This window comes from Endozoicomonas sp. G2_1 (assembly GCF_017744155.1).
Lineage (GTDB): Bacteria > Pseudomonadota > Gammaproteobacteria > Enterobacterales > Alteromonadaceae > JAGHQT01.
This window is the reverse complement of sequence record NZ_JAGHQT010000002.1, coordinates 78,980-100,140: the sequence shown is the minus strand read 5'-3', so window position 1 is coordinate 100,140 and position 21,161 is coordinate 78,980. Positions and strand designations below refer to the sequence as shown.

General features: G+C 42.0%; 24 protein-coding genes and 1 riboswitch. Of the genes, 13 read left to right on the top strand and 11 right to left on the bottom strand.

The genetic code is table 11. The features are described 5' to 3' along the window. Nucleotides 1-97 precede the first annotated feature (97 nt). Entirely contained in the window at nt 98-787 is a 690-nt protein-coding gene (locus J7384_RS03445) for a response regulator transcription factor (protein ID WP_209111479.1), read from the bottom strand. Nucleotides 788-1,494: 707 nt separating this feature from the next. Here J7384_RS03445 and J7384_RS03440 point away from each other — a divergent pair. The 10 genes from J7384_RS03440 to J7384_RS03395 all read left to right on the top strand — a co-directional run bounded on the left by J7384_RS03440 (nt 1,495) and on the right by J7384_RS03395 (nt 11,038). Further along, nucleotides 1,495-2,832 carry a Na(+)-translocating NADH-quinone reductase subunit A gene (locus tag J7384_RS03440; protein ID WP_209111478.1) on the top strand — a complete coding sequence of 446 codons (1,338 nt, stop codon included), beginning with the start codon at nt 1,495-1,497 and terminating at the stop codon, nt 2,830-2,832. A 2-nt stretch (nt 2,833-2,834) separates the two neighbouring features. Then, nucleotides 2,835-4,046 (top strand): NADH:ubiquinone reductase (Na(+)-transporting) subunit B, encoded by a 1,212-nt coding sequence (locus J7384_RS03435; protein ID WP_209111477.1) that lies wholly within the window; start codon nt 2,835-2,837, stop codon nt 4,044-4,046. Then, nucleotides 4,036-4,815 (top strand): Na(+)-translocating NADH-quinone reductase subunit C, encoded by a 780-nt coding sequence (locus tag J7384_RS03430; RefSeq protein WP_209111476.1) that lies wholly within the window; start codon nt 4,036-4,038, stop codon nt 4,813-4,815. The genes J7384_RS03435 and J7384_RS03430 overlap by 11 nt, the downstream gene beginning before the upstream one ends. Next, the gene (locus J7384_RS03425; protein WP_209111475.1) at nt 4,815-5,438 is read left to right on the top strand and encodes an NADH:ubiquinone reductase (Na(+)-transporting) subunit D; all 624 of its coding nucleotides are present in this window, start codon (nt 4,815-4,817) and stop codon (nt 5,436-5,438) included. Before J7384_RS03430 ends, J7384_RS03425 begins: the two co-directional genes overlap by 1 nt. Then, nucleotides 5,438-6,061, top strand: coding sequence for an NADH:ubiquinone reductase (Na(+)-transporting) subunit E (gene nqrE, locus J7384_RS03420; RefSeq protein WP_209111474.1), 624 nt, complete (start codon nt 5,438-5,440; stop codon nt 6,059-6,061). The genes J7384_RS03425 and nqrE overlap by 1 nt, the downstream gene beginning before the upstream one ends. Before the next feature lie 71 nt (nt 6,062-6,132). Next, a complete protein-coding gene (gene nqrF / locus J7384_RS03415; RefSeq protein WP_209111473.1) occupies nt 6,133-7,356 on the top strand; it encodes an NADH:ubiquinone reductase (Na(+)-transporting) subunit F in 1,224 nt (407 codons plus the stop codon). Nucleotides 7,357-7,600: 244 nt separating this feature from the next. Further along, complete coding sequence (locus tag J7384_RS03410) at nt 7,601-8,635, top strand: FAD:protein FMN transferase (protein WP_209111472.1); 1,035 nt, start codon at nt 7,601-7,603, stop codon at nt 8,633-8,635. Between the two features lie 36 nt (nt 8,636-8,671). Beyond that, on the top strand, nt 8,672-8,896 hold the full coding sequence (gene nqrM / locus J7384_RS03405) for a (Na+)-NQR maturation NqrM (RefSeq protein WP_209111471.1): 225 nt from the start codon (nt 8,672-8,674) through the stop codon (nt 8,894-8,896). 180 nt (nt 8,897-9,076) lie between these two features. After that, a complete protein-coding gene (gene dinB, locus J7384_RS03400; protein ID WP_348523836.1) occupies nt 9,077-10,141 on the top strand; it encodes a DNA polymerase IV in 1,065 nt (354 codons plus the stop codon). Nucleotides 10,142-10,177: 36 nt separating this feature from the next. Beyond that, nucleotides 10,178-11,038 (top strand): MBL fold metallo-hydrolase, encoded by an 861-nt coding sequence (locus tag J7384_RS03395; RefSeq protein WP_209111470.1) that lies wholly within the window; start codon nt 10,178-10,180, stop codon nt 11,036-11,038. Nucleotides 11,039-11,101: 63 nt separating this feature from the next. On the opposite strand, the gene msrA is transcribed toward J7384_RS03395, so the two are convergent. Together msrA and J7384_RS03385 are read right to left on the bottom strand one after the other, a co-directional pair. Beyond that, complete coding sequence (msrA, locus tag J7384_RS03390; protein WP_247741605.1) at nt 11,102-11,641, bottom strand: peptide-methionine (S)-S-oxide reductase MsrA; 540 nt, start codon at nt 11,639-11,641, stop codon at nt 11,102-11,104. An 82-nt stretch (nt 11,642-11,723) separates the two neighbouring features. Further along, nucleotides 11,724-12,848, bottom strand: coding sequence for a DUF3083 family protein (locus J7384_RS03385; protein WP_209111469.1), 1,125 nt, complete (start codon nt 12,846-12,848; stop codon nt 11,724-11,726). Nucleotides 12,849-13,015: 167 nt separating this feature from the next. On the opposite strand from J7384_RS03385, the gene J7384_RS03380 reads away from it, so the two are divergent. Next, entirely contained in the window at nt 13,016-13,234 is a 219-nt protein-coding gene (locus J7384_RS03380) for a DUF3820 family protein (protein ID WP_209111468.1), read from the top strand. Nucleotides 13,235-13,246: 12 nt separating this feature from the next. Here the strand turns inward: J7384_RS03380 and J7384_RS03375 are convergent, their stop codons facing one another. Then, complete coding sequence (locus tag J7384_RS03375) at nt 13,247-13,621, bottom strand: DUF413 domain-containing protein (RefSeq protein WP_209111467.1); 375 nt, start codon at nt 13,619-13,621, stop codon at nt 13,247-13,249. A gap of 388 nt (nt 13,622-14,009) precedes the next feature. Here J7384_RS03375 and rmf point away from each other — a divergent pair, with 388 nt between their 5' ends. Continuing rightward, complete coding sequence (rmf, locus tag J7384_RS03370) at nt 14,010-14,186, top strand: ribosome modulation factor (RefSeq protein ID WP_209111466.1); 177 nt, start codon at nt 14,010-14,012, stop codon at nt 14,184-14,186. A gap of 275 nt (nt 14,187-14,461) precedes the next feature. Here rmf and J7384_RS03365 read toward each other — a convergent pair whose 3' ends face one another. From J7384_RS03365 to moaA, 7 genes are all read right to left on the bottom strand, one after another. Further along, nucleotides 14,462-15,223, bottom strand: coding sequence for a HesA/MoeB/ThiF family protein (locus J7384_RS03365; RefSeq protein WP_209111465.1), 762 nt, complete (start codon nt 15,221-15,223; stop codon nt 14,462-14,464). 40 nt (nt 15,224-15,263) lie between these two features. Next, complete coding sequence (gene moaE, locus J7384_RS03360; RefSeq protein ID WP_209111464.1) at nt 15,264-15,713, bottom strand: molybdopterin synthase catalytic subunit MoaE; 450 nt, start codon at nt 15,711-15,713, stop codon at nt 15,264-15,266. A 2-nt stretch (nt 15,714-15,715) separates the two neighbouring features. Further along, on the bottom strand, nt 15,716-15,973 hold the full coding sequence (gene moaD / locus J7384_RS03355) for a molybdopterin converting factor subunit 1 (RefSeq protein ID WP_209111463.1): 258 nt from the start codon (nt 15,971-15,973) through the stop codon (nt 15,716-15,718). A 65-nt stretch (nt 15,974-16,038) separates the two neighbouring features. After that, nucleotides 16,039-16,548 carry a cyclic pyranopterin monophosphate synthase MoaC gene (gene moaC / locus J7384_RS03350; RefSeq protein WP_209111462.1) on the bottom strand — a complete coding sequence of 170 codons (510 nt, stop codon included), beginning with the start codon at nt 16,546-16,548 and terminating at the stop codon, nt 16,039-16,041. A gap of 34 nt (nt 16,549-16,582) precedes the next feature. Then, nucleotides 16,583-17,131, bottom strand: a complete 549-nt coding sequence (moaB, locus tag J7384_RS03345) for a molybdenum cofactor biosynthesis protein B (protein ID WP_209111461.1) — start codon at nt 17,129-17,131, stop codon at nt 16,583-16,585. A 40-nt stretch (nt 17,132-17,171) separates the two neighbouring features. Then, entirely contained in the window at nt 17,172-17,867 is a 696-nt protein-coding gene (locus tag J7384_RS03340; protein WP_209111460.1) for an NTP transferase domain-containing protein, read from the bottom strand. A 40-nt stretch (nt 17,868-17,907) separates the two neighbouring features. Then, entirely contained in the window at nt 17,908-18,879 is a 972-nt protein-coding gene (gene moaA / locus J7384_RS03335; protein ID WP_209111459.1) for a GTP 3',8-cyclase MoaA, read from the bottom strand. Then, nucleotides 18,866-19,051, bottom strand: a riboswitch (molybdenum cofactor riboswitch). It overlaps the preceding gene by 14 nt. Nucleotides 19,052-19,205: 154 nt before the next feature. On the opposite strand from moaA, the gene J7384_RS03330 reads away from it, so the two are divergent. Continuing rightward, nucleotides 19,206-21,107, top strand: a complete 1,902-nt coding sequence (locus J7384_RS03330) for a diguanylate cyclase (protein ID WP_209111458.1) — start codon at nt 19,206-19,208, stop codon at nt 21,105-21,107. The last annotated feature ends 54 nt before the right edge of the window (nt 21,108-21,161 follow it).

The following is a 21,161-nucleotide window of genomic DNA, read 5'->3' as shown; positions in this document are numbered from 1 at the left end:
AGAACACGCGCAACTGATATAACGTAAAAAGCCAAGCTGATGCTTGGCTTTTTTATTGATTTATATTTTTTAAAGAACTACGCGCTAGTAAACATCGCTAGCTAAGAGGCTGACTGAGTTTTTGTGACCAAGTTATGAGTTCAATTCTGTTGCGAGAATTGGTTTTCCTAAAAATACTGTAAATATGGGTTTTAACGGTATTGGGACTGATGTGAAGGTGAGCTGCGATCTCTTTGTTCTGTGCACCTGCCGATACCAGTTTTACAATCGTTTTTTCTCGTTTGGTTAACAAATCTGAATCAATTTCTATTTGATCTGTTTCGGTTGAAGTTTTTAGTGACTTAATACTTGATGACAGCAACTCAGACAGCGCAGCACTCATGGTAGATCGTTTAAACCATGACTCACCCTTAGATAAGCATTGAATACCTTTTAGAATGATGTCAGGGCGGTCTTGCTGATAAAAAATCCCTTTGATACCTGAGAATAATGGGTGTTTTTCATCGCCGCACTGTGAACTGCAGTTAAACAAAACGATGTTAGTGCCGTTAGCCAACTTGGCGATATCGGTTAACGAGTAGTGAGTACTACTTTGCGAGGCGTAGTCGACGAAAACAAATTGATATTGTCTAGAGCTCGCAGCTGATGGCAACTGACTTGCTATGGTTAAATTGAATTCACACGTTTTGAGTAGGTTTACAAACTTCTCAAGCGCTAAGTTACTGGCAATTGATGTGTTATGAGCTAAAACAAATGCTTTATTGCATGTAGAAGAGGTATCTATCATCCGTGATCTTATCCTAATTAATAGGCAAAACTGAGAGTTTTGCTGGCTTCCATTCTCAATAAGATAAATACATCACAAACTTTATCTTTTAGGTGATTGAATACGAGAGTTTGAAACAAAAATGTAACAATATTTTTACTGGTGGACTAGCGAAAGTCAATGATAAATATGGACAAATTTTTATATATTGAGAAAAGCTTAGGATAATTTGGTTTATTTGTGTCGGTGATTTAAATTTCCTATTGAGATCTATCTGAGTATGAGTGCGTAAGCGCTTATCTTATAGAATTTCGTTCTACCAAGTGTTGGTGGTTATTTGAGCTTTTCACACTTTTTGATCCTCATTAATAAAACCTTTTTTTTGCTAATGGCTTGTTGTTTGTTTTTTTATATTGTTGATTTTTAATGTTATTTTGTGGTTTTTTGTTGGCTGTTTGCGCTTTTTGCGTCAACAAAGTTTTCGTTAAAGATCGTCGATAAAATTTTTAGGTAGCAGATAGCATCTGACACCTTTTTCGTGCTAAAATTCGCGGCTGAATAATTTAACTAAATGGCGTTGGCTGTTTAAAACAGCTTATTTTTAAGCAGTTTTGCAGTGTTTCGCTGAAATACACTGAAATCGGTTTATCAAATTAGTGTTGGCTCTTACCTAATCACTGCCTTGATAAGTTGGTTTTATTACTCCCGTCAAAGTAGTGCAAGTGTTTATGATTACAATTAAAAAGGGGCTGGATGTACCGGTTAGTGGTGCTCCCCAGCAAGTAATCCAAGACGGCAATGCCGTTAAAACCGTTGCAACTCTCGGTGAAGAGTACGTAGGCATGCGTCCTACGATGTCTGTAAAAGTCGGTGACCGCGTTAAAAAAGGTCAGGTGCTTTTCTCAGATAAGAAGAACCCAGGTGTTCTTTTTACCGCTCAAGCTGCAGGTGTTGTGACTGAAATTAACCGTGGTGAAAAGCGTGTTTTGCAATCTGTTGTCATCGAAGTTGATGGCGACGAGCAAGAGACCTTTACTAGCTACAGCGCTGACCAATTAGCTTCTTTGGACCGTCAAGCAGTTGTCGATAACCTAGTTAAATCAGGTTTGTGGACAGCATTGCGCACCCGTCCTTACAGCAAAATTCCAGCGATTGATAGCACACCTGAAGCGATCTTCATTAGTGCAATGGACACCAATCCACTGTCTGCTAACCCTGAAGTTATTATTAACGAGCAAAGCGAAGCCTTTAAACAAGGTTTAACGGTACTTTCTCGTTTAACTGATGGTGAAGTATTCGTCAGTAAAGCACCTGGTGCCAACATTCCTGTTGAAGCTGGTGCAAAAGTGAATGAGTTTGCTGGTAAACATCCAGCTGGCCTAGTAGGTACTCATATTCACTTCTTAAAACCAGTTGGTGCTGAAAAATTTGTTTGGCATCTTGGTTATCAAGACGTTATCGCTTTCGGTCAGTTGTTCACTACTGGTGAGTTGAACAACACTCGCGTTGTTTCTCTTGCAGGTCCAGCAGCGAAAAATCCACGTTTAGTACGCACTACTTTAGGCGCGAACATTAGCGAATTAGCAGCAAATGAAGCGGCAGACGGCGAAACTCGTCTAGTGTCAGGTTCATTGCTACAAGGTCAAACAGCACAAGGCGTTCACGGCTACTTAGGTCGTTACCACGTTCAAGTTGTATTATTGAACGAAGGTCGTGAAAAAGAGTTTATCGGCTACATGTACCCAGGCCCGAATAAATTCTCTGTTACTCGTGCTTATATGTCGCATTTCTTCAAGGGCAAGTTGTTCAATATGACGACAACTACCAACGGTAGTGCTCGTGCCATGGTGCCAATTGGTAACTACGAGCGCGTGATGCCACTTGACGTATTACCGACATTATTGCTGCGCGACTTATGCGCTGGTGATACAGATGGTGCCCAACAATTAGGTGCCTTAGAGCTTGATGAAGAAGATTTAGCGTTGTGTACATTTGTTTGCCCAGGCAAAACAGATTACGGCGTACTACTTCGTGATTGCCTAACCACAATCGAGAAGGAAGGTTAGACATGGGCTTGAAAAAGTTTATTGAAGATATTGAGCCGCATTTTGAGAAAGGCGGCAAACACGAAAAGTGGTTTGCGCTTTATGAAGCCATTGCCACTGGTTTATTTACTCCGGGTTATGTCACCAAGGGTAAAACTCATATTCGCGACAGCATCGACTTAAAACGTATTATGATTACGGTTTGGTTGGCTGTATTCCCAGCAATGTTCTGGGGTATGTACAACATCGGTTTCCAAGCAACTGAAGCATTAGCAGCAGGTTCTACATTACCTGATACTTGGCAAGTTGCTTTGTTTAGCATGTTCGGTGGTGAGTTATCAGCAGATGCTGGTTGGTTCACTATGATGCTTTACGGTGCCTGTTTCTTCCTGCCTATTTATGCAACGACCTTTATTGTTGGTGGTTTCTGGGAAGTATTGTTTGCCGCTGTTCGCAAGCATGAAGTTAACGAAGGTTTCTTCGTCACTTCAATTCTTTTTGCTTTGATTTTGCCGGCTTCAATTCCATTGTGGCAAGTGGCTATCGGTATTACCTTTGGTGTTGTTATTGCCAAAGAAATCTTCGGTGGTACAGGTAAAAACTTCCTTAACCCAGCACTTGCAGGTCGTGCGTTCTTATTCTTCGCTTACCCGGCAGAGATCTCTGGTGATGCCGTTTGGGTAGCCGTTGATGGCTTCTCAGGTGCTACTCACTTAGCCGCTGGCGCTGCTGCGCTTCCTGGTACTATCGATTACAGCATGAACGCTGATTGGTGGAACGCATTCTGGGGCTTAATTCCTGGTTCAGTAGGTGAAGTGTCTACCGCGATGATTTTACTTGGTGGTGCTTACATTCTTTACAAGGGTATTGCCTCATGGCGCATCGTACTAAGTGTATTCTTAGGTATGGCGGTAACTGCAACGCTATTTAATGCTATTGGCAGTGACACTAACGCTATGTTTGCTATGCCTTGGTACTGGCACTTAGTCGTAGGTGGTTTTGCCTTCGGTATGATGTTTATGGCAACAGACCCAGTGACTATGTCATTTACCAACACGGGTAAATACTGGTTTGGTGCATTAGTTGGCGTAATGGTTGTCTTGGTTCGCGTTGTTAACCCTGCGTTCCCAGAAGGTATGATGCTAGCTATTTTATTCGCTAACTTATTCGCGCCATTGTTTGACTACTTTGTGGTTCAAGCAAACGTTAAACGGAGGATCGCACGTGTCAGCTAATAAAGAAACTTTTGGCAAAACAGTTGGTTTTGTTTTAGCCGTCTGTGTTGTTTGTGCCTTATTAGTATCATTTGCTGCGGTTCAACTTAAGCCGTTACAAACAGCAAACAAATTACTAGACAAACAAACTAAAATTTTAGAAGCAGCTAACTTGCTTAGCGCAACCGATGGTAGCGCTAAATCAATTGTAGCGACTTTTGAAAAATACGTTGAAGCTAAAATGGTTGACCTTGACTCTGGCGAGTTCATTGAAGGTAACCCTGATTTGTTTGACGAGCGTCGCAACTCTCGTGACTTAGCTAAGTCAGACAAGCCTCAAAATGACATCGCTGGTATCAACCGTCGTTCACACGATGCTGTTGTATACTTAGTTCGCAATGACAACAACCAAGTTGAAACTGTGGTATTACCGATTGTTGGTTCTGGTTTATGGGATTTAATGCACGGTTATGTTGGTTTAGAAGCTGACTTAAACACAGTGAAAAACGTTATTTACTCTGATCATAAAGAAACTCCGGGACTAGGTGCTGAAGTACTTAACCCTAAGTGGATTGCTCTATGGCCAGGTAAGAAAATTTACGACCAAGCAGGTGAAGTGAAAGCGCGCTTAGTTAAAGGTGGCGCTAAAGCGGGTGATATCCACGGTGTTGACGCATTATCAGGTGCGACATTAACCAGTAACGGTGTTACAAATACCTTGCAGTTTTGGTTTGGTGAAGAAGGCTACAAGCCTTTCATTGCTAAATTTCGCGCACAGGGGGTTAAATAATGGCTTCAGAAGCGAATAAGGTTTTAACGAAACCGATTGTTGACAACAACCCTATTGCTCTACAAGTATTGGGTATTTGTTCTGCACTAGCGGTAACAAGTTCAATGGCTAACGCATTAGTAATGACGTTAGCGGTTGTCTTCGTTACAGCTTTTTCTAACTTATTTATCTCGATTATCCGCAACCAGATTCCATCAAGTGTTCGTATTATCGTACAGATGGCAATTATTGCGTCATTAGTAATCGTGGTTGACCAAGTGTTAAAAGCGTTCTCTTACGCTCTGTCAAAAGAACTGGCGGTATTCGTTGGTTTGATTATTACCAACTGTATCGTTATGGGTCGTGCCGAAGCTTTTGCGATGAAAGAAAAGCCAGGTGTGAGCTTCTTAGACGGTATCGGTAATGGCTTGGGTTATGGCTTCATTCTTATGACTGTTGCTTTCTTCCGCGAGCTATTGGGTTTTGGTACGCTTTTCGGTGTAGAAATCTTACCACTTATTCAAAATGGTGGTTGGTATCAAGCAAATGGTCTACTTGTGTTGCCATTTAGCTCATTCTTCGTCATTGGTTTAATCATTTGGGCTATTCGCCAGTGGAAGCCTGAGCAGGTGGAGAAAGACTAATGGAACATTATTTATCACTTTTAGTTAAAACCATTTTTATCGAGAACATCGCGTTAAGCTTTTTCTTGGGTATGTGTACTTTCCTAGCGGTTTCTAAGAAAGTTAGCACGGCTATTGGTTTAGGTGTTGCGGTTGTAGTAGTACTTGGTATTGCGGTTCCTGCTAACCAAATCATTTATCAAGCAATCTTGGCTCCAGGTGCCTTAGATAGCGTAATGGGTGTGACTGACCCTGCTAAATCAATCGATTTAAGCTTCTTGTCTTTCATTACTTTCATTGGTGTTATCGCAGCACTTGTTCAGATTCTTGAAATGGTCTTAGACAAATATTTCCCACCTTTATACAACGCGTTAGGGATCTTCTTACCGTTAATCACCGTAAACTGTGCTATCTTCGGCGCGGTTTCATTCATGGTTGCGAAGAACTTAACCTTAGGTGAGTCTGTTGTTTACGGTATCGGTTCTGGTATCGGTTGGGCATTAGCGATTGTTTTACTTGCGGGTATCCGTGAGAAAATGAAGTACTCTGATGTACCAGATGGCCTTAAAGGTTTGGGTATTACGTTTATTACTGCGGGATTGATGGCGTTTGGCTTTCTTTCTTTCGGTGGTATTTCGTTATAATAAGATTAACGCAGAAAGCTAAGTCGAAAGATTTACTTAGCTTTCTCCATAGCAGTGCATAGGAAAAGTCGATGGAAATTATTCTCGGCGTATCAATGTTTACAGTTATCGTTGTTGCACTTGTTTTGGTAATTTTATTTGCCAAATCTAAGTTAGTTTCAACAGGTGATGTAACCATTTCAATTAATGGCGACCCAGAAAAAGCAGTAACAACAGCCGCTGGTGGTAAGCTTTTGGGCGTTTTAGCTGACCAAGGTATTTTCGTACCGTCAGCTTGTGGTGGCGGTGGTACTTGTGGCCAGTGTCGTGTTCACGTTCACGCCGGTGGTGGCGACATTTTGCCAACTGAGCAAGGCCACATTACTAAGCGTGAAGCAAAAGAAGGCTGTCGTTTGTCGTGTCAAGTTGCTGTTAAGCAAGACATGGACATCGAGCTTGAAGATGAAATCTTCGGTGTTCAGCAGTGGGAATGTGAAGTTATCTCTAACGATAACAAAGCAACCTTCATCAAGGAGCTTAAGTTAGGCATCCCTGATGGCGAGTCAGTCCCGTTCCGCGCTGGTGGTTACATTCAAATTGAAGCACCAGCTCACCACGTTAAGTACAAAGACTTCGATATTCCTGAAGAATATCGCGGTGATTGGGAGCGTTTTGGCTTCTTCGATATCGAATCGAAAGTTGATACTGACACCTTGCGTGCATACTCAATGGCCAACTACCCTGAAGAAGAAGGTATTATTATGCTTAACGTGCGTATCGCTACGCCGCCGCCTAATAACCTATCTTTACCTGCGGGTAAAATGTCATCATTTATCTGGAGCTTAAAAGCCGGTGATAAAGTGACAATTTCAGGTCCATTTGGTGAGTTCTTCGCGAAAGAGACTGATAACGAAATGGTCTTTATCGGTGGTGGTGCAGGTATGGCACCAATGCGTTCTCATATTTTCGACCAACTGAAGCGTCTTAAATCTAAGCGTAAGATCTCTTTCTGGTACGGTGCGCGCTCATTGCGTGAAATGTTCTATGAAGATGACTTCAACGGCTTAGCAGCTGAAAACGAAAACTTCGATTGGCATGTCGCCTTGTCTGATCCGCAACCAGAAGATAACTGGGAAGGCATGACAGGCTTTATTCACAACGTTCTATACGAAAACTACTTGCGCGATCACGAAGCGCCAGAAGATTGTGAATACTACATGTGTGGTCCACCTATGATGAATGCTGCTGTTATCGGTATGCTGAAAGACTTGGGTGTAGAAGACGAGAATATCCTATTGGATGACTTCGGCGGCTAATATTTGATATTAAGCTTGCCTCTTGGCTTTACTTCGTTGTCGGCTATGCTCATATATATTCATATTCTCCGCGTAGCCTTCTAGAATAAAAGCCAATATTCGGCGCTTAATTTTCAAATAATTAAAGTTTTTAAAGAGCGGCTTAGGTCGCTCTTTTTCTTTGGTTGATAAATTTAACAATAGATAGTTATAGCCTATTTTTTAGCGGTTTATTGTTAAATTTATTTTTGAGGATAAGTGACAGATGAAGCTTAACAACTCTCGTTTTTATACCCTGTGGATATTGGTTTTTGTTGCACTGCTCAGTGGTTGTTTTCCAAGTAATAACACGCCGCTGCAAGAAGTGTTATTGCAAGGGCGTACCATGGGGACTACCTATAATATTAAGGTTGTTGCCGATCCTGCTCGTGTTGATCAGCTCCAATTGCAACAAGCCATTGACAAGCGTTTGGTTCAAGTTAACCAAGAAATGTCGACCTATATTCCTGACTCAGAGCTTTCATTGCTCAATAAAGCTGATGGTGCTGAGGCGATTACTTTGTCTGAGGGCTTATCTGCTGTTATCGCTGAGTCGATACGGTTAGGAGAATATACCAATGGCTCATTAGATGTCACCGTTGGTCCATTGGTGAATTTATGGGGCTTTGGCCCTGATGCTCGACCAGAAAAGGTACCGAGTGAATTAGAATTGGTCAAGGTACGGTCTCATATTGGCATCGATAAAGTCAGCTTAAATGGTAACCAGTTTAGTAAAGCTGAACCTGAGGTCTATGTTGATTTATCAACGATTGCTAAAGGCTATGGCGTTGATGTCATTGCCGAGCTACTGGAAAGCTATGGCATTAATCGCTATCTCGTTGAAATTGGTGGTGAAATGCGTTTGAAAGGCTTTAAATCAACAGGTGAGCTTTGGCATGTTGCGGTTGAAAAGCCCGTTGGTGATGGCAGCCGGCAGGTACATCAGATTATTGTGCCACAAGATAATGCGGTAGCAACCTCAGGTGATTATCGAAATTATATTGAAGTCGATGGCAAACGCTATTCCCATATTATTGACCCAAATACTCAGCAGCCGATTGATCATAAGTTAGTGTCAGTAACTGTCATTCACCCTTCGGCGATGACCGCTGATGGTTTGTCGACGGCGATTATGGTGATGGGGCCGGAGCGCGGTTTGGCATTCGCGCAAGAACGCGATTTAGCAGCAATGTTAATTGTCAAAGAGGGCGATGGCTTTGTTGAGCTAAACACGGTAAAATTCGTCGGCTATTTGAAATAAATTAAATGTAAAACAGAGGCCTTGGGGGGCATCTAAATGATGACAATGTTTTTGATTACCTTAGCACTATTCCTAATTGTTTTTATTGCGATGGCAATTGGCTACATAGTTCAACAGAAATCTCTTGCCGGTAGTTGTGGTGGCTTAGGTACTTTGGGTATTGATAAAGCGTGTAACTGCGATAACCCTTGTGAAAAACGCCAAGAGCGCGATCGCAAAGCGGCAATGGCAAAAGGCGATATTGAAATAAAAAATATCTAGCCGAACTTAAAGCGTGGCCTCCTAAATCACGCGACTGCTAACAACACTATTTAAAAGCCAGTTAATTTACCATTAACTGGCTTTTTTGATGATAAATACAGCCTGAGGATTAAATATAACTCGCTTTTAGTTGGGTTATCTTTATACTGTTTAAACATACAGTTTTTTTAGTGATATACAGTGCGAAAAATTATTCATATCGATATGGATTGTTTTTATGCGGCAGTTGAGATGCGCGACAATCCAGAGTATCGCGATATCCCAATCGCAGTTGGTGGTGATAGCCCGCGCAGCGTTATGTGTACATGTAACTATATCGCCCGCCAATATGGTGTTCGGTCGGCGATGTCAGCAATCAAAGCGAAACAACTATGCCCTCAGTTATTGATCGTCACACCGAGAATGGCGGCGTATAAAGAAGTCTCAAGACAAATCCAAAGTATATTTCAACGTTTTACCCATTTAATCGAGCCGTTGTCACTCGATGAAGCCTATTTAGATGTTACCGAGAGTGACGCTTGCCATGGCAGTGCGACACTGATTGCTGAAGAAATTCGTCGGCAAATCTTCCAAGAAACGGGATTAACGGCATCAGCTGGTGTGGCGCCAAACAAGTTTATTGCCAAAATTGCTAGCGACGAAAATAAGCCAAATGGTTTGTGTGTCGTTAGCCCCGATCGAGTCGCTGATTTTGTCGAGAGCCTTTCGCTTAAGAAAATTCCCGGTATTGGTCCTAAAACATACAAAAAACTTGCGAGCCATGGCTTTGAAAATTGTGCCGATGTCAGAGCGAGTTCAGTCGACAAACTAGGGCCTATTGTCGGTAAGTTTGCCCAAAGTCTATATGACAAGAGCTTTGGCCGTGACGACCGCGCGTTGACGACTTCGCGTTGGCGCAAAAGTTTAGCCGTTGAAACTACGTTGGCGCGCGATATTAATACAATGGAGGCTTGCAGCGAGGTGGTTGAACAGTTATTACCTAAGTTAAACCAGCGCTTAATTCCGCATCTCGACAAGCGCATTGTAAAGCAGGGTATTAAGCTCAAGTTTGCCGACTTTAATCAGACCACGGTGGAACAACGTAGCAATATTGTTAATCATGCGTTATACAAAGATTTACTAGCGAGTGCAATAGAGCGAGCTAATGGGCGGTCTATCCGCTTGGTAGGCATAAGTTTAGGGTTTGCAGAACAGCAAGCTGAGGCCGAGAGTTGTGGTCAGCAGATGTCTTTACCCATGATATAACAGGAACAATACACAAGTGATCGGGGATACATAACAATGAAAAATATTAAGCAGTACTTGTTGTCAGTCATTGGCTTGTCATTGGTGGCGACAGCAGCTCAGGCACGTGATTTTAGCGATGTTGAAATTAAGGTTAAAAACGCCGCCGGGCAAGTTTATATGTTGGAAGGCGCTGGTGGCAATATTGGTGTGCTGGCAACTGAGCAAGGTTTGTTGTTGGTTGACGATCAGTTTTCACCGCTTGCAAAAAAAATTGAAACTGCGATGAAAGGCATTGCTGACCAACCGCTAAAATATGTTGTTAATACTCATTATCACGGTGATCACACAGGTGGTAATAAATATTTTGGTCATCACGCGCCTATCTTTGCTCATGAGAATGTCCGCAATCGCTTGCAAGCTAAAGATGGTCATGATCCCGTATCTTTGCCAGTAGTCACTTACAAAGACGGCGTTAATATTCACATGGCAAAAGAGCGAATTACGCTGACTCATTTACCTGCGGGTCATACCGATAGCGACACCTTTGTCTATTTTAATCAAGCGAATGTTCTCCACACCGGAGATTTGTTCTTTGAAAGTCGTTTTCCATACGTCGATCTCAATGGTGGCGGTTCAGTTAAAGGGTACTTAAATAACGTTCGTCATATGATTGCTAACACGCCAGATGACGTTGTTATTATTCCAGGTCACGGCAAGTTGACCGACAAAGCTAGTTTGAAAGCCTTTGCCGACATGATCGATTACAGCATTAACCGAGTCAGTAAAGCACTTGCAAATGGCAAATCTGAAGCAGACATTTTAGCCATGGGGATTGGCGAACAATACAAAGACCATTCGTGGAACTTTATTACTGAAGAGCGTTGGTTGAAAACGCTAGTTGCAGACTTGAAGTAGTAATTTGTTTAGGAAGTGCCATGAGTAAGCGGTCAAGAATTGACCGCTTGAATACTCAAATAACTAGACTTTTAGTTTATCGGCAAAGGTCTTTTTAAACTTTGCTAGTTTTGGTGAAACCACCATCTGACAGTATTGGTTCTCTGGGTTGTTGTTAAAGTACTCTTGGTGATAGTCTTCACCGCTATAAAAGGTACTTTGTGGGTTCACTTCAGTGACTACTGGATCTGGCCAGATTTTATCTTGTTCAATTTCGGCAATAATATTTTCAGCTTGCTGTTGTTGTTGCTCATTGTGATAAAAAATGGCTGAACGGTACTGACTACCAATATCGTTACCCTGGCGGTTTAATTGTGTCGGGTTGTGCAGTGAAAAAAAGATTTCTAATACTTCGCGATAGCTGATTTGTTCAGTGTCGAAACTTAGTTGAACAACTTCAGCGTGACCTGTACCACCGTTACAAACTTCTTTATAACTCGGATTTTCAGTGGTTCCGCCCATGTAACCTGAAATGGCTTTTTCAATACCTTGAACACTATTAAAAGCCGCTTCAATACACCAAAAACAGCCACCAGCCAATGTTGTCGTTTCTATTTGTGCCATTATTTACTCCAAACACTAAAACACTATTAAGCAAAGATAGCAAATAGACGTTTAGATGTCTATTTGTTTCTTGTTGTGTTGGTTAATCTGATAAACTGTAGGCAATGTGCTGGTGAAAGCGAACGATAATACTCTCGCCTTTTGGGTTGATTTCAAGTTCGGTTGCCAATAGTTTTAATGCACCTTCTACTTGCTTTATGAACGGGTAGTAATTTTGATTTTGTTGTTGAACATTGGTCAGAGGTAAGATTATTTGGATATCATCCACTAACGTTGTTGGCTCCCATCGACACGTTAGCCCGCCATTATTTGAGTATGGGTTATAGCCGAGTATTTGTAGTTCACCGTGTTCATATACAGTCTCTCGTTCGCAATACCTGACTAGTGGTACTAAGCCATTAGCTACCATGGCACCGTTGTTAATACTGTGGTGCTTAACTGCCATCGCGAAGGCATTGGCGATAAAACTATAAAGCCGGTTATAAGGTGTTTCGCTCATTTCGTCTACTTCTACGATATTGAGAAGATGATTTGTGATGGGGACTGTAGCAACCACATAAGTCATTTCAGACAGTTGACTCGGCAACTCTAACCCTGAGCTTCGGTAATTTGCCATAATACTTTGTAATGACTCTAGCTGCCGGTATTGTGTTCCTTTGTTTCTTGCAAATAGATCGTAGGTGAGACGCTGATGATCCCTCAACCTAATTGTCGACGGATCAATATCGACACAATCAGCGAACTCGTCTAGTACTTGTTTTACTTGCTGATGAAAGCTTGCGGAATTGGTGCGAAGCGCTTGGCCACTAGCCAAAAACAACAGAGTGATTTTTTTGGCTTTATAACTACCATCAAAAAAACTTTTTTGTAATTCGTGATAGCTGGGGTTGTAGTAAAAAAGAATTTGTTGGCAAGTTTGCCATTGATGCATTTCTTGGTTGTAGCGAACTCGAGCGAGCTTATCATTTGCAATAAATTGACTGTTGGCTAGTTCAAACTTTTTACAGCAGTTAAAAAACTGCTCAGCTAGACTGGTGTAGCACTCGTGGTAAGGTTGCTCAACATCCAGTGTTAAATGCTCTTGATATCTGTTTATTAACGCTGCTGAGAGGCTAAACTCGGCGATCAAATAGTGGTTTTGGCGAGTGTTTTCAGGCAATGAAAGCGTGTCGGTCGCGTCGAGTTTGCGATTGATTGACATGAGCATTCCCTTGTTCCTTTTAGGTGATGTTTTAATCGTGTTTGACAGTCAATAATTCGAGTATAGGTCGTTGAAATGACATATTTATTGCATCTATAAGTCACTTTTTTTGCGCACTAAAATGGCTGCTATTGTGTTAAAGTAGTGCTATCGATTTGCTGTTTAATAAAGTCATGATTTCAGATCAAGCATTCCTTCTTGAAGCAATTAATACCGAGATGCCGTTTGGCAAGTATGCAGGTAGAAAGTTATTACAATTGCCTGAACCCTATTTAGTGTGGTTTCACCAAAAAGGCTTTCCTGAAGGGAAATTGGGCCAACAGCTGGCGTTGATGTATGAAGTTAAATTGAACGGCTTAGAGCAGGTGCTAAAGCCGTTGTTGCAAGCTTAGTCATGAGATTTATTACTCGTTGACGTCTACCGTATCGCTTACATCGATATCATCAGTATTTGGTTCAACTTTGGTTCGGCCAAATAAGGTGTGAAACTGTTTGGGCGACAACACCTTGTTTTGGTATTTAAGCCATGTTTTCTCAATTGAGCTGGTTGCAGTTAATTTACCCTCACAAACGTCTTTAAAGCGCTGTTCCTCTTCATTTATTGGTACTCTGGTACCGTCTGCTATTGCCCGCAGTGCAACACCGTACTGTTCAAGAATCTTAACTTCGTTCAAGGTGTAGTCGCCAGATCGACTCATACCTCTAGGGTAGTTTTTATCGTCGTAAAAACGTCGGTTTGATTGAAAGCTATCTATTGAAATGTTTTTTGTGTTCATCATGTTTTAACTCAAAAAATTGACAAAGGATATTGGCGCTTTTTGACTTGTTTTCCAGCTATAAAGAATGTTTTTAACGCAAAAAGCTGAGGAATCGGTACAGCTTTTATAAACCTTTTTACACTAAACAAACCGTATTATGCACCTTTGCGTTATAAGCGATTTTAGCTAGTTGCCTGTTTTGGTTGTCAAAAAAACTTACACACCATTGACCGCTATTAATTGCTGAGTTGTGTTAAATAAAAATGACATTTTTATTAAAAATAAATGATTGAAAATTTGGTGAAAGTGTTCTTTAATGAAGTGTCGATGTTGTGTTTTTAACGTAATATCGGCCGCTTAAATCAAGATTTATTTGTAAACTTTTCAATGAATTATGGAGATTTAATTAATGAAGAGACAGAAAAGAGATCGTTTAGGTAGAGCGCATTCAAATGGTTATCAGGCTGGCGCAGCTGGCCGAAGCAAAGACAATTGTCCTTATCAAAACACCGATGCTCGTTCAGAGTGGCTAGGTGGCTGGAGAGAAGCCGTAACAGACCGCAGTCAAGGTCTGATTAGAACTTAACTTTCAAACATTTTATCACCTTATAAATATCTAAGTTCTCGCTATTTATAGCATTAATATTGGAGACCAAAGCCCTCGTTGAGGGCTTTTGCGTATATGGACATAGGTCAACATTTTTGCTCCCGGCAAATGCTAAGTACCGACATCCATGTTGGCAATACTGGGGGTTCATGGACGAAAAAGAGCAGCGGCGTATATGGACGTAACACACCTTTTTCTTTTCTTGAGCGGCACTAAACAGCGTATGCTGAATCTACCATATTTTGTTTATCGGCCTAGGCTTGGCAAGTAGGGCAATTAGCTTGCTTGGTTAAGTTGAACTGTTGCCATTGGTTTGACAGGCCATCAAACAAATTTAATTGCTGAACATTGACGGGTAAACCGACGATTAATTTAATCGCCTGCAATGCTTGCATGCCACCAATCATTGCCAATACTGGCCCAAGAATACCTATGGTTTGGCAATTTTCGACTGGCGCTGATTGAGCTTTTCCATCGACGTACTGAGGAAATAAACACTCGTAACAAGGAGCGTCTGCCTGCTCGGGGTTAACCACTAAACACTGACCGTCAAAGCCAGTAGCAGCGCCAATAACCAATGTTTTTTGGTGTTTAATGGCCATTTTGTTAACCAAGTAGCGAGTGGCCATATTGTCACTGCAATCTAAAACAATATCGACTTCTGGGAAGTAATAATCGCACAGCTCGTCATCTAACATTTCGTCAATTGCCTCAATGTCGATATGACTATTGTGCTGCCTGAGCTGCTCTGCTGCTGCTTCCGCCTTGTTTTCATTGATATCGCTTTCGGTAAACAGAATTTGTCGTGGCAAATTGCTGAGTTCAATATTATCACCATCAACCAAATAGAGTTTGCCAACCCCTGCGCTAGCTAAGTACAAGCTTGCTGGTGTGCCTAAACCACCTACACCAACGATCAGTACTTTGGCTTTGGCTAGGGCGAGTTGACCGCTTTCACCGATTTGTGACAACAGGGTTTGGCGGCTGTAACGCAACTTTTCGTCAGTAGTGAGCATAATCTTGATAGATCTCAGTTAGTTCAATGATTTGAGGGGCTCAATCGAGCCAGCTTTTTGCTTTATTTTGGTCTGAGGTTTTAGCATCAAGCCAAACAGCGCCATTAGTGGTTAATTCTTTTTTCCAAAATGGGGCTTTTACTTTCAAAAAGTCCATAATGAACTCTGCGGCGGCAAAAGCGTCTTGCCTATGACTACTAGTGACGGCGACAAAAACAATTTGCTCGCCAATAGCTAATTCGCCAATGCGATGAATGACTCGAGCTTGTGAGAACTGCCATCGGGTTTTGGCTTGCTCAATAATTTGTTCAAGCAGTTTTTCAGTCATGCCAGGGTAGTGCTCTAAGTATAATCCAGTCACCTCTTGCCCCAAGTTGTGGTTGCGCACGCGCCCCGTAAAGGTGACGACAGCGCCATCACTGACGTTATTGGCTTCTAATTTTGCCAATTCATCACTTACTGAAAAATCTTGCTGTTGAATGCTAATCATGATTAACCCCCAGTCACCGGCGGGAAAAAGGCGACTTCATCGCCGTATTTTAATGAGTGTTCTGGGTTATTAACTATCGTCTGGTTGACTGCGCACAAGATATTTGGTTTGTCTAAATGCGGCTGCCAAGCAGGGTTTTGGCCGATTAAATAGTGTTTAAGCTGGGCTACACTATCTATGCTGCTGGCTTGTTCTGTTGTCAACTCAAGTTCAGCAGTCGCTAATTGCTCTTTTAGGGCAGCAAAAAAAATTACTTTCATCGTTTTTACGTTCTTTTCATTACGCTTTTTTATTAGGCTCTTTTCATTACGACTGAGTTATTTGGTTAACTTCTCTGCCAGTCGCCCGTTTTACCACCGGTTTTGGTTAGCACTTTTATACCGTAAATTTCCATTTCTGGATCTACCGCTTTACACATGTCAAACAGGGTTAAACAGGCAACAGATACCGCTGTTAGGGCTTCCATTTCAACACCCGTTTGGCCACTGAGTTTGGCTAATGCAAGCACTTTTACTGAGCTTAGCTCTGGTAACAGTTCAAACTCAACACTAACCTTGGTAAGCATTAAGGGATGGCAAAGTGGAATTAAGTCACTACACTTTTTCGCCCCTTGAATGCCGGCAATTCTCGCGGTGGCAAAAACATCGCCTTTTTTGTGTTTACCTTGACTGATCAGGCTCAAGGTTTCTGCCGTCATTTTGACAAAGCCTTCTGCGCTTGCAACCCGCGTGGTAACAGCTTTATTGCTAACGTCGACCATATTAGCTTCGCCATGTTGATTGACATGGCTCAAACTGGGCGTATTAGATTCGTTTTGATCTACTAGTTTTGACATGGCTTAATTTTTTCTCTCTTTTTTTGCTCTCTGCTTATTTGGGCTCTCTGCTTTGGCAAATCAGATCTTTGCCGCCTTTGAGGTGCTGAACAAAATTACATGGTCGATGACTGGCGTCGAGTTGCTGTGCAATGACTTTGTCCCAAGCAGTTTTACAGGCATTGGTTGAACCCGGCATACAAAAGATAACTGTGCCATTAGCCATACCAGCGAGGGCGCGCGATTGAATGGTTGAGGTGCCAATTTCATCTAACGATACTTGACGAAATACTTCGCCAAAGCCTTCCACTGACTTATCAAACAATGGCGCCAGTGCTTCAGGGGTATTGTCTCTGGCGGTAAAACCAGTGCCACCAGTGGCTAATACCACTTGGACATCATCGCTGGCAATCCATTTTGAAACAATCGCTCGCAGCTGATACACGTCGTCCTTAACAATCGCTTTTTCAGCGAGCTTGTGGCCTGCTTGGCTAAGGCGTTCAACCAAGGTTTTGCCCGAACTGTCGGTTTCTTCGTTACGGGTGTCTGAAACGGTTAATACTGCGATGTTGAGTGGCATAAGGTGTTCGGCAATACTAGACATAATTGTGTAACCTATTAAAAAATTCTTGTTGAAAAAGGTGCTATTTACTCGCGCCGCCAGCAAGGCGTCTGGCGATTATTTGGCTTTGCTGCCATTGCGCCGGTGAATTGGTATTCAGCAGCTGCTGAGGATCTTTTAACTCGACGGCTTGGTGTGGAACATGGCTTAATAACTGTTTAATTGATAGACCCGATTTATTTGTGCTTTGCTTACTTTGGACGCAGTCATTTTTATTGTTTTTGGCACGGAGTAAACTCGGATATTGCTGTAAAAAAAAATGCTGACAATAGTGGTTATTTGGCAAGTATAGCGGCAAAAAATGATCGCTAAAAAAGCACGCCTGTTGGCTCATTTGTCCTACGTGTTTCAGCTTGGCTAAGGTACTTTGACCAATTAACGGCAAATCAACCGGCATAATTAAAAATGCTTGTGCCGTAGGGTAGCGATGATAGACCGACTTAATCCCTTCCAGTGGCCCTAAGGCTGGGGCTTGGTCGGCAACATCGTAGTTGTCACCACTGATGACGATATTTTTGATACCCACTTGATTGAGCATTTTTTTGCTAAACTCAAGCATGGTTTGCTGACTTGCGTGCACGAGCTTGGCTTTGTCTTGTCCCATTCTACTCGATTGGCCACCAGCGAGAACAATACCAATGCAATCGCTATTGACCTCATTCGCATCTGGCATTGCTGTTTTTTGTGATGGCTTTTGTTTGGGCACTGTGAACATCATGGCTTAATCACCAATTTTAGCCACATTTTTTGCAACATAGTTAGCCTCCGAGCATTGCCAATTGGGTCGTGGCGCCGGTTAAATTTTCGTGCAGATAATGGCTTTCAGCTTTTTGCCCTAACAGTGCGACCAATTGTTGTTTTAGTGGTTCGACATCGTCCGATTGCAAAAACGCTCTAATGTCTAGCCCTTGTTCAGCAAATAAGCATAAGTGCAACTTTCCTAGGCTACTAATTCTCAAACGATTACAGCTACTACAAAAGTCTTTGCTGTATGGCATGATCAAACCAACTTTACCAAGATAGTCTGGATGGTAAAACTCCTGCGCCGGGCCGGCTGACTTTTCTCTTATCATCGGGCGCCAGCCGCCTAGCATCAGCTCTGTTTTATAGTTACTTGCTGAAACGTGCTGGGCGTTAAAAAACGCTTTGTTGTCACCCGTTTCCATCAGTTCAATAAAGCGCAAGGTTACTGGCTTGTTCTTTAACCAAGTTAAAAATTGGTTGAGCTCTCCCGCATTGTGTTGGCGCATTAATACTGAGTTGACCTTAATGGTAACGTCAGAGGTTTCCAGCGCCTGGTCGATACCGCGCATGATCGTGTCGAGTTTGTTGTGCCCCGTAATCGATTGAAATTGTCTAGGATCAAGGCTGTCGATGCTAATATTGATGGCATCGATGCCAGCATCTAGCCAACTCGGCAAGTGCTCAGGCAATTTATAGCCATTAGTCGTGATTGCGACTTTTTTGATACCAGGTGTTTGTTTTGCGGCTGCGATAATGTCGGGCAGGTCTTTACGCAGTGAAGGTTCACCACCAGTAATGCGAATTTTTTCCGTACCCAGCTGCGCAAATGCTCTCATCAATCGAGATATCTCATCGGTTGAGAGAAAGTCTCGATTGTGCTGACACTGATAGCCATCAGGTAAGCAGTAGTTGCAGCGAAAATTGCAAACGTCAGTAATAGAAAGCCTCAGGTAGTAAAACCTGCGGCCAAAAGTGTCTGTTAACATATCACCTTTCCAAATGTCGGGAGGCTAACTCGTTTCCTCATTAACCCTGGCGATAGCAATTTTGAACGCGGATAAGAGCCTGTATTCAAAATCACTACCACGGCTAGACCGGCATATCGCGTGAATACTTCACTGACGACTTAGCATGAATAGCTCGGCGAAAATAATGCAGTGCTAATGTTGTGTATTCAGTCACTGCGTGCTGGTTTAGCATAGCAATAACAGCAGAATATAGCTATGGTTATCAGAGGTGGCATATATTCTGTTGCCAATGCAGTTAATTTTGTTATGGTGAATAACGTAGTTTTCAAAAAGTACTAGTTTGTATGCGGTTACTTTACTTATTTGGGTTAAAGAAAGGAGGGATTCCGGCATTTATGTTGGTGTTTTCGTTCGTCGCGCAAGCAGACCAACTCGATTTTCTCAAACACGCTGAGCAGCAAACTAATACTGCGCCATATTCCAGTTATCAAACCTTGTTATCGTTAGAGTCAGAGGCCGTCGACTCTGGCCCTGAAACTGAACTACGCTGGTTAAAAGAAAAAGCTTATGCCGAAAATTCACTGTACTTTTATCAAGAATTCGACACCACTGTTCGTCGAGCGTATCAGCTGATTGATGTTAATACTGAAGCCGAAATAGTTGCGAGCTTCATGTTATTTGCCGGTATTGCCGCTGTGCGAGACGCTGAATATGCCAAAGCCTTAGAGTTTTATCGAAAAGCACTAGCTGAATCACAAAAACACAGCTTGCATCGGATTTATTTGCACGCTAAACAGAATATTGCTTATGTTTTAAGTTTGACTCAGCTATATGAAACGTCTCTTAACGAGATTCAACAAGCCTATGTCGATGCTTTTGCACTAGATGACAAATTACTGGTTGCTGTAATCAATGAGACTTATGGTGCGATTTATGGTTATATGGCAGAGTATGAAAAGTCGATAGACTATTATCACAAAGCATTAGAAACCTATCGAGCGCTGAATTATCCTGCTTATATCGCTGAGGCAACCTATGGCTTAGCGTCCACCTATCGCTATTGGGGAAAATACCAAAAAGCGATTGAAGAGTTTCGCAACTATCAACAAATCTTGTCTTATACACCCAATGTCGAAGTGAGTTATTTTGCAGCCTATGGTTTGGGGATGACACTCGCTGAAGATAAACAGTGTCAAGCGGCACTACCTGTTATTAGTCAAGCTTTTACATTAAACGGCCCAAAAGATTACGACGCCGAGCTATACAAACGACGAGCTACTTGTTTTATTGCATTAAACCAACTCAAAGAGGCTGAAAAAGCTCTTGCTCAAGCCAGAGATATATTATTTGGGATAGAGGAATTAAACGGTACCTCTTGGCAGCTTGATATCGTTAAAATAGAAGCGGAACTTGCAAAGGCTAATGGCAATTTAGAACAAGCTTATGATTTGCTGCACAGTTATCAAGAGAAGAACGAGGCACTTTACAAAAAAAATGCCAGTGAACGATTAATCAGTGTTAGAGCGTCGCTGGAATACGAACGCCAAAAAACCGAGATATCGCTGTTGAAGCAACAAGCTAGAGTGCAAAGTTTGGAAGTTGTACGCAAACAGCAACAAAATCAACAACAGCGTTATTTAATTGTCTTTATTTTATTAATTGTGATCTACATCGCCACTTTATTGGTAACACAACGGCGCAATAATGCGAAAATGAAACAATTGACGATTATTGACCCCTTATCGCAAGTTTATAATCGTCGCTATATGTTTGAATATCTCAATAGCCTAGTTGATGGGAAAGAAGATAAATTGTCGTTTGCTTTAATGGTTTTTGATATTGATGATTTTAAAAAAATTAATGATAACTTTGGTCATCCCATTGGTGATCAAGTGATTAAGCAAGTTGCCAAACAAGCGAAGAAAACGTTGCGACAACAAGACGTTTTTGGTCGAATTGGCGGTGAGGAATTTATGGCAATCTTGCCGAGAATAGCAGCTGAGCAAGCCCATGATATAGCCGAGCGCTTGTTAACAGCGATTAGTCAGCACGGTGTACCATTAACTACCGGAGCTAAGTTGGAGCCGGTAAGTTCAGACCGTGTTGAAGTTACAGTGAGCATTGGTGTTGCCAATTATTCTAGCACTCTTGCCGATAGCCAAACGTTATATAGCTGTGCAGACAAGGCGCTTTATCAAGCTAAAAGGGCAGGCAAAGCACAAGTGGTAAGTTACCATGCAAGCTGATACTCGATACAATCTCCACTTTTAAACCTCACATTATAAATATTCATCAGCGCT

Excerpts from the sequence above, each read along its gene's own strand:
- J7384_RS03445 (WP_209111479.1), bottom strand. The coding sequence starts at position 787 with ATGATAGATACCTCTTCTACATGCAATAAAGCATTTGTTTTAGCTCAT.
- J7384_RS03440 (WP_209111478.1), top strand. The coding sequence starts at position 1,495 with ATGATTACAATTAAAAAGGGGCTGGATGTACCGGTTAGTGGTGCTCCC.
- J7384_RS03435 (WP_209111477.1), top strand. The coding sequence starts at position 2,835 with ATGGGCTTGAAAAAGTTTATTGAAGATATTGAGCCGCATTTTGAGAAA.
- J7384_RS03425 (WP_209111475.1), top strand. The coding sequence starts at position 4,815 with ATGGCTTCAGAAGCGAATAAGGTTTTAACGAAACCGATTGTTGACAAC.
- nqrE (WP_209111474.1), top strand. The coding sequence starts at position 5,438 with ATGGAACATTATTTATCACTTTTAGTTAAAACCATTTTTATCGAGAAC.
- nqrF (WP_209111473.1), top strand. The coding sequence starts at position 6,133 with ATGGAAATTATTCTCGGCGTATCAATGTTTACAGTTATCGTTGTTGCA.
- J7384_RS03410 (WP_209111472.1), top strand. The coding sequence starts at position 7,601 with ATGAAGCTTAACAACTCTCGTTTTTATACCCTGTGGATATTGGTTTTT.
- nqrM (WP_209111471.1), top strand. The coding sequence starts at position 8,672 with ATGATGACAATGTTTTTGATTACCTTAGCACTATTCCTAATTGTTTTT.
- J7384_RS03395 (WP_209111470.1), top strand. The coding sequence starts at position 10,178 with ATGAAAAATATTAAGCAGTACTTGTTGTCAGTCATTGGCTTGTCATTG.
- msrA (WP_247741605.1), bottom strand. The coding sequence starts at position 11,641 with ATGGCACAAATAGAAACGACAACATTGGCTGGTGGCTGTTTTTGGTGT.
- J7384_RS03385 (WP_209111469.1), bottom strand. The coding sequence starts at position 12,848 with ATGCTCATGTCAATCAATCGCAAACTCGACGCGACCGACACGCTTTCA.
- J7384_RS03380 (WP_209111468.1), top strand. The coding sequence starts at position 13,016 with ATGATTTCAGATCAAGCATTCCTTCTTGAAGCAATTAATACCGAGATG.
- J7384_RS03375 (WP_209111467.1), bottom strand. The coding sequence starts at position 13,621 with ATGATGAACACAAAAAACATTTCAATAGATAGCTTTCAATCAAACCGA.
- rmf (WP_209111466.1), top strand. The coding sequence starts at position 14,010 with ATGAAGAGACAGAAAAGAGATCGTTTAGGTAGAGCGCATTCAAATGGT.
- J7384_RS03365 (WP_209111465.1), bottom strand. The coding sequence starts at position 15,223 with ATGCTCACTACTGACGAAAAGTTGCGTTACAGCCGCCAAACCCTGTTG.
- moaE (WP_209111464.1), bottom strand. The coding sequence starts at position 15,713 with ATGATTAGCATTCAACAGCAAGATTTTTCAGTAAGTGATGAATTGGCA.
- moaD (WP_209111463.1), bottom strand. The coding sequence starts at position 15,973 with ATGAAAGTAATTTTTTTTGCTGCCCTAAAAGAGCAATTAGCGACTGCT.
- moaC (WP_209111462.1), bottom strand. The coding sequence starts at position 16,548 with ATGTCAAAACTAGTAGATCAAAACGAATCTAATACGCCCAGTTTGAGC.
- moaB (WP_209111461.1), bottom strand. The coding sequence starts at position 17,131 with ATGTCTAGTATTGCCGAACACCTTATGCCACTCAACATCGCAGTATTA.
- J7384_RS03340 (WP_209111460.1), bottom strand. The coding sequence starts at position 17,867 with ATGATGTTCACAGTGCCCAAACAAAAGCCATCACAAAAAACAGCAATG.
- moaA (WP_209111459.1), bottom strand. The coding sequence starts at position 18,879 with ATGTTAACAGACACTTTTGGCCGCAGGTTTTACTACCTGAGGCTTTCT.
- J7384_RS03330 (WP_209111458.1), top strand. The coding sequence starts at position 19,206 with ATGCGGTTACTTTACTTATTTGGGTTAAAGAAAGGAGGGATTCCGGCA.